The 7,299-nt window shown below is 71.8% G+C and carries 2 protein-coding genes; both read right to left on the bottom strand.

The genetic code is table 11. From position 1 onward, the window contains the following. Positions 1–6,256 (bottom strand): non-ribosomal peptide synthetase (locus ACK8GG_RS20060; protein WP_440356992.1); only part of this gene is annotated, 6,256 nt, incomplete at its 3' end. A 71-nt stretch (positions 6,257–6,327) separates the two neighbouring features. Then, positions 6,328–6,555, bottom strand: a complete 228-nt coding sequence (locus ACK8GG_RS20055; RefSeq protein ID WP_440351085.1) for an MbtH family protein — start codon at positions 6,553–6,555, stop codon at positions 6,328–6,330. Between the last annotated feature and the right edge of the window lie 744 nt (positions 6,556–7,299).

Here is a 7,299-nt window from a genome sequence, read left to right as displayed (position 1 = left end):
CGTGCAGCGAATCCCCGCCCAGAGCAAAGAAATCGTCCCGCACACCCACCGACGGCAACCGCAACACGTCCCGCCAGATCTCCGTCAGCACCTCGACCACCCGGCTCTGCGGCCCGTCATCGGCCATATCGGGCGCACCGGGCACACCCGGCGCTGTCAGCACCGCCCGGTCGACCTTCCCGTTGGGCAGCCGGGGCAGGCTCTCGACCACCGCCACGGTCGGCACCATGTAATCCGGCAGCTTCTCCCGCAGCGCCCCCCGGAGTCCGTCGGCGGAGAGCGCAGCGCCCTGCCGGGCGACCACGTACGCGACAAGCCTTCGGTCGTCCGCGCCGTCATCGTCGCAGAGCACCACGCACTCGCCGACTCCGTCGAGGCCCGACAGCACCGCGGCGACCTCGTCGGGCTCGACCCGATGACCCCGGATCTTGACCTGGTCCCCGGTGCGACCGAGGAACTCGATGGCGCCGCTCGGCAGCAGCCGGCCCCGGTCGCCGGTGCGGTAGAGCCGGCCACCGGCAGCGCCCAGCGGATCGGGCACAAACCGTTCGGCGGTCAGGGCCGGGTCGCCGAGATAGCCGCGGGCCAGGCCCGCACCGCCCACGACGATCTCGCCTGGCTGGCCGGCCGGGACCGGGCGCAGCATGCTGTCCACCACGTGCACCCGCGCGCCTGGGATCGGGCGGCCGAGCGGGACCACCGCCTGGCGGCCTTCGCGCCCGGCCTGGACCTCGGTGACGGCGACGATACCCGTCGTCTCGGTCTGTCCGTACATGTTGACCAACCGGGGAGCCGCTCCGGCTGCGGCGCTGCGGATCGTCTCCGGCACGTCGTAGCGCAGCGGTTCGCTGGCGGTGAGCACGACCTGCGGCTGCCACCCGTCGTGGCGGCTCAGGGCCGGCTGCACGACCCGCAGGTACGACGGGACCAGGTCCAGGACCTGCACGCCGTACGCGGCAGCGTGAGCCAGCAGCGCCGCCGGATCGGAGAGGTGCCCCCGGTCGGCGACGACCACGTGGCCGCCGAGGGCGAGCGGCACGGCGTACTGCCGGACCGACGAGGAGAACGCAAACGACGCGGTGTGCAGGAACACCGGCTCGTCGGGCAGCCCCAGCGCGGCCGGAAGTGCGTTCAGGTAGGCCGAGAGCGCGCCGTGGGTTACCACCACGCCCTTTGGCAGCCCCTTGGTGCCGGAGGTGTAGACCACGTAGGCGGGGTGCTCCGGCCGCAGGGCCGGGGTCGGCGGTGGTCCGGCCGGAACCGGCAGCTCCCCGAGCGTCAGTACCTCGCCCGCGCCGCCCGGCACACCGCCCCTGATCGCCTCGGAGGTGAGGGTCACCGCCGGCCGGGCGTCCGCGACGATCGCGGCCAGCCGCTCTGCCGGGTAGGCCGGATCCAGCGGAACGTACGCGCCGCCGGCCGCGAGCACGGCGAGCGCCGCGATCACCACATCGGCACCCCGCTCGAAGTGCAGCGCGACCATCGTCTCGGGACCCACGCCACGTGCGGCCAGCGCCCGGGCCAGATCACCGGTGCGCCGGCGCACCTCGGCATAGCTCAGCGTCACCCCGTCACCGGTGACCGCCGGTGCGCCGGGCCGGCGGGCCGCCTGCTCCGCCACCCGCTCGGCCAACGTCCGCGGCACGGCGTCGATGGGGAGCGCCGGACCGTACGCCAGCGCCCCCAGCCGGTCCCGCTCGCCCGGCAGCAGCAGATCCACGTCGAAGACACGCTGCTCCGGGTCGTGGACCAGGCGCTCCAGCAACGCCTCGAAACGGCTCATCATCGCCTCGACGGTGCTCGCGTCGAACAGGTCGGTGCTGTACTCGGCGTGCCCCTCGATACCGTCCGCGGTCTCCCACAGGTCGACCAGCAGGTCGAAGCGGGCGGTGCACTGTTCGTTGTCGATCGACGTGAGGGTGAGGCCGGGGCCCGGATCGGGCAGGCCCTCCACAGCGTTCTGCAGCGCGAAGCGGACCTGGAACAGCGGTGAATGGCTGAGACTCCGGGTGGGCGCCACCGCGTCGACCACCATCTCGAAGGGGACGTCCTGGTGGGCGTACGCGCCATGCGCGCTGGTGCGGACCCTGCTCAACAGCTCACGGAAGGTCGGGTCGCCGGAGAGGTCGACCCGCAGCGCCAGGGTGTTGGCGATGAACCCGACCAGGCCTTCCAGCTCGGTGCTGGTGCGGTTGGCGATGGGGGTACCGACGATGACGTCCCGCTGACCGCTCAGCCGGGCCATCAGCACGTCGAAGCCGGCAAGCAACGCCATGAAGAGGGAGACCCCCTCCCGGCGGGCCAGCTCGGCCACCAACCGGGACAGCGTGGCGGACCAGCGCACATCGTGACGCGCGCCCCGGTAGGTCTGCACCGGCGGCCGGGGCCGGTCGGTGGGCAGGTCGAGCGTGGGCACGTCGGCGAGTTGCCGCTTCCACCAGTCGAGCTGGGCCTCGAGCTCCGCCCCGGCCAGCCAGGAACGCTGCCAGAGCGTGTAGTCCACATAGGTGAAGGGCAGCTCGGGCAGCGGCGACGGCTCTCCCTGCGCGATCGCCCGGTAGAGGGCCACCAGGTCGTTGAGGATGATGTTCAGCGACCAGCCGTCGGAGACGCTGTGGTGCAGCGTCATCAGCAGCACGTGCGAGTCGGCCCGCAGCCGCACCAGCGTGCCGCGCAGCAGCGGCCCGGCTGCCAGGTCGAACGGAGTCCGCCCTTCGGTGTCGAACAGCTCGCCGAGCCGCTTCTCCGGGTCGTCGTCACCGCAGATGTCCCGCTCGCTGAAGGCCACCGCGTCCACCGGCAGGAACTCCTGCACCGGCTCCCCATCCACCAGCGGGAAGCAGGTGCGCAGCCCTTCATGCCGGGCCCACAGCGCGGCGAACGCCGCCCGCAGCGCGTCCGCCTGCAGATCGCCGTCGAAGCGCAGCGCGATCGGCACGTTGTAGAAGGCGCTCTCCTCGGCGAGCCGGTTGAGGAAGTACAGACGCCCCTGCGCGTACGACAGCGGCACCGGCCCGGTGCGCGGCGCCGCGACCAGCCCCGGCCGGGGTGCCCGCCCGCCGAGCGCCTCGATGCGGGCGGCCAGGTCGGCGAGCGAGGTCGCCTCCAGGAAGACCGACAGTGGCAGGTCCATGTCGAGCTTCTTGCGCAGCCGCGCCATGGCCTGCACGGCGAGCAGCGAGTGACCTCCCAGGGCGAGGAAGTTCGAGTCACGCCCGATGGACGCCACCGGCCAGCCAAGAAGCTCGGCCCAGACCTCCGCGATGAGCGACTCCAGCGGGCTCGCCGGTGCGGCCACGTCGGGCGCGGACTCCTGCGGGATCGGCGCCGGCAGGGCACGCCGATCCACCTTGCCGTTGGCGGACAGTGGGAGCGCGTCGAGGGTGACGACGACGTCCGGCACCATGTACTCGGGCAGCTCCTCCCGCAGCGCGTCGCGCGGATCGCCCGCTTCGCCCGTCACGTACGCGACGAGGCGGTCCTCCCCCGGCAGGTCGCTCCGCAGCAGCACCACCGCCTCGCGAACCTGCGGGATCCTGGTCAGGGCCGCCTCGATCTCCTCCAGTTCGACCCGGTACCCGCGGACCTTCACCTGGCTGTCGACGCGGCCGAGACAGTCGAGCTCGCCGTCGGCGCGCATCCGCACCAGGTCGCCGGTGCGGTACATGCGCTCCCCCGGCGTCGGAGCGAACGGGTCGGGCAGGAACCGCCCGGCCGTCAGGTCGGGACGGCCGTGGTAGCCGCGGGCGACTCCGTCGCCGGCGATGTAGAGCTCCCCGACCGTGCCCGGGGGGACCGGCCTCAGGTTGCCGTCGAGGACGTAGAGCCGGGTGTTCGCGATCGGCCGTCCGATCGCCACCACCCCGGACAGGTCGCTGTCGTCGGTGACTTCGTACACACAGCAACCGACCACGGTCTCGGTCGGACCGTACTCGTTCACCACCCGCAGGCCCGGCGCCCGGCGGCGCCAGGCGGCGACAGTCGCACCGTGCAGCGACTCCCCGCCGACGACCAGATAGCCGTCCGTGGCGATGGTACGGGCCGGGATCACCCGGTCCAGCGCGTCCAGGTGGGCCGGGGTCAGCTTCACCAGCCCGAGGTCGAGGTCCGCGCCGAGCAGTCCGGCGAGGGTCTCCAGCTCCGCGCCGTCCGCGACCAGCACGACCGGCCGACCGGCCAGGAGCGGGCAGAAGAGCGTCGTCACGGAGAGGTCGAAACGCAGCGGCGACACCAGCGGCGCGCCTCCGCCGTCCGCGACCCGGTACGCCCGCAGGCTCCAGGTCAGGTAGTTCGTCAGGCCCCGGTGGGTCACCACGACACCCTTGGGGCGCCCGGTCGAACCCGAGGTGTAGATCACGTAGCAGGCGCTGTCCGGGTGCGGGCGCACCGCGGGCGGCAGGTCGCCGGCGTCACCGGCGTCGGTGTCGGTGTCGGCGTGCAGCACGCAGGCGTCGGTCGGGGGCAGCTCTGCGGCCCGGGCCTGGCTGGTCACCACCAGCCGCACGCCGGCATCGGCGAGCATGAACCCCACCCGCTGGGCGGGCTCGGCGACGTCCAGCGGTACGTAGGCGGCACCCGCCTTGAGGGTGGCGAGCACGGCCGTGACGAGATCGACACCCCGGTCCAGGAAGAGCCCGACCCGCGTCTCCGGGCCCACCCCGTGACGGCGCATTCGTGCGGCGAGGCTGTCGGAACGCCGGTCCAGCTCGCCGAAGGTCGCTGTCCGGTCACCGGCCACCAGTGCAGGTGCGTCCGGCGTACGGGCGGCCTGGCGCGCGAAGAGCTCATGCGCACGGACGTCGCCGAGGAGCGGATCGCTGCTGTCGCCGGCCACGACGGCCGCCCGCAGTTCGTCGTCGGAGAGGAAGCGGACGAGCCCGACCGGCGCGTCCGGCACCTCGGTCAGGCTGGTGAGCAGCAGGCCCAGGTGGGTGGTGGTCCGCGCCACGGTGGCCTCGTCGAGGATGTCGGTGGCGTACTCGGCGACGCCCCACAGCCCACCATCGGCGTCCGGCCACACCTCGACGGTGAGGTCGTACTTGCTGATCGGGAGGTGGTGGTCGAGGGCCGTGACGCGCACGTCGCCCACGTCGGTTGTCAGCGACTGGTCCTCGACGAGCGAGAACATGACCTGCGCGAGAGGGGCGTGTGCCAGGCTGCGCTCCGGGTCCACCGCCTCCACCACGCTGTCGAAGGGCGCCTCGCCGTGCGCCATGCCCTCCTGGACGAGGTCGCGGACCCGCCCCACCAGTTCGCGGAAGGTGGGTGTGCCGGAGGTGTCGATCCGCAGGACGATCGAGTTGACGAAGAAGCCGACCATCGCTTCCAGCTCTACCCGGGGCCGGTTGGCTACCGGGGTGACCACCGAAACCTCGTCCTGCGCCGCGTACCGCGACATCAGCGCCCCGAAGGCGGCGAGCAGGACCATGAACGGCGTGGCGCGTTCCTCCCTCGCGATCCTGACCACCGCGGGCCACACCCCGTCGGGCATGGCGAACCGGTGCCGCGCGCCCCGGAAGCTCTGCACCGCCGGACGGGGGCGGTCCAACGGCAGGTCGATGACCGGCACCGCCCCGGCGAGGGAGCGCTTCCAGTAGTCGATGCTCGAGGCGAGCTCCGCCGCGCGTTCCGGTCGGCTCTCCCAGGCGGCGTAGTCCGCGTACTGAAGCGTGAGGAGCGCGAGACCGGGGGCACGGCCTTCCGTGCCGGCCCGGTAGAGCTCCAGCAGTTCGTCCACGAGGATGCCGACCGACCAGCCGTCGCAGATGCTGTGATGCAGGGTCAGCAACAGCACGTGCTCGGTGGGCGTCTCGCGGAACAGCGCCACGCGCGCCAACGGGCCCTCGGCGAGCGAGAAGGCACGCATCGCCTCGTGGCGCAGGGCGGCGGCGAGGGCTTCCGCATCCGCGCCGGGCAGGTCACGGGGGGTGAGGTCGACCTCCACCCCGGGCAGGATTCGCTGCACCGGGGCGCCCTCGTTGGCACCGAAGACGGTTCGGAGCGCCTCGTGCCGGGCGAAGAGTGCGCGTACCGCGTCGGTGAGCACGTCGATCCGGATCCGACCGCTGAGGCGCAGCGCGGTGGGCACGTTGAACGTCGCCGTGCCGGGGGTGAGCTGCTCCATGAACCACAGCCGACGCTGCGCCGAGGAGACCGGCAGGTCGCCGCCGCGGGGGATCGGGCGGAGGGCGTCATCGGCCCGGTGCCGCAGTGCGCCCAGACGCTTCTCGAAGAGGGCCCGCTTCGCGGGAGACATTGAGTCGAGGCGGGACCGGGTGGCGCTCTGCGGGTCCTGCTCCGCCGGGCGGCCCGCATTCGCGCCGGAGGTCATCTCACCGTCTCCCGGTCGGCATCCTCCAGGTACGTCACGAGGCTGCGGGGCCGCATGTCCGTCCAGTTCGCGGTCGCGTGGTCCAGACAGGAGACGCGGTCGGCCGGTCCGTGGGTGGCCGTCCACCCGGCCGGGATCTCGAGCAGCTCGGGCCAGAGCGCGTGCTGTCCCTCGTCGTTCACCACCACGAAGAAACTGCCGTCGGGGTTATCCAGAATGTTCACGTCTTCCTCAACTTTCGCCAGGTTGAAGCAACCGAGGGGCGTACCGCCCCGGTGGGAGGACAGCCGGGGAGACCCACCGGGTCGCCGGCCTCGTCCGAGGACGTCAGGGCACGGCTGCCCGGCATCGGTTGTTGTCAGTTCCCGCGCCCTTCTTCATCGCTGTGACCGCATTGGCGCCCATGAACCCGAGACGCAAACGAGGCAAAGGGAATCATCAATTGAAGACCCATGTCAAGGACTGAATCAGAGCTGACGGCCGAGTGTTGAATTAGACCGATTCCCGAGCTTTCGACGCCACTTGAGCGGCTACGTGACGGTGCGTCCGGAGCACGGCGAGGCGGGGGCTTGCCGGGCGAGTCCGCCTCTTCCGGAAGGACCGCCGGCACCGACGCGGGCCGCCGCCCGAGGCCGGCACCGCCACTGCCTGGCACCTACCCGCAAGGCGGCACGACGCAGGCAGACTAAAAGACCCCTGTGAATACAGTCAGCGGAATGGAGATCACCGCCGCAGAATACCCTGCCGTCTTTACCGATGATTCCACTCGTTCGCGGCGGCAACCTTGATATTCATGTCAACCACCACCCGCACAAATCACCCGGCCGGCAGGGTCGCGAATGCGATCACAATCGGGCGTGGCCGGCAACCCTCAAAGACGTACATTCACCGGACACCCCGAGTTATGGTGACCGGCGGGACCGCCTGGACCGCGGCCCCGCCCACGTCAGCACCCCCCGTCCGCTCCG

This window comes from Melissospora conviva (genome assembly GCF_049523535.1).
Lineage (GTDB): Bacteria > Actinomycetota > Actinomycetes > Mycobacteriales > Micromonosporaceae > Melissospora > Melissospora conviva.
Note: the sequence above shows the minus strand (reverse complement) of the source record. Positions and strands in the feature narration are given on the sequence as shown.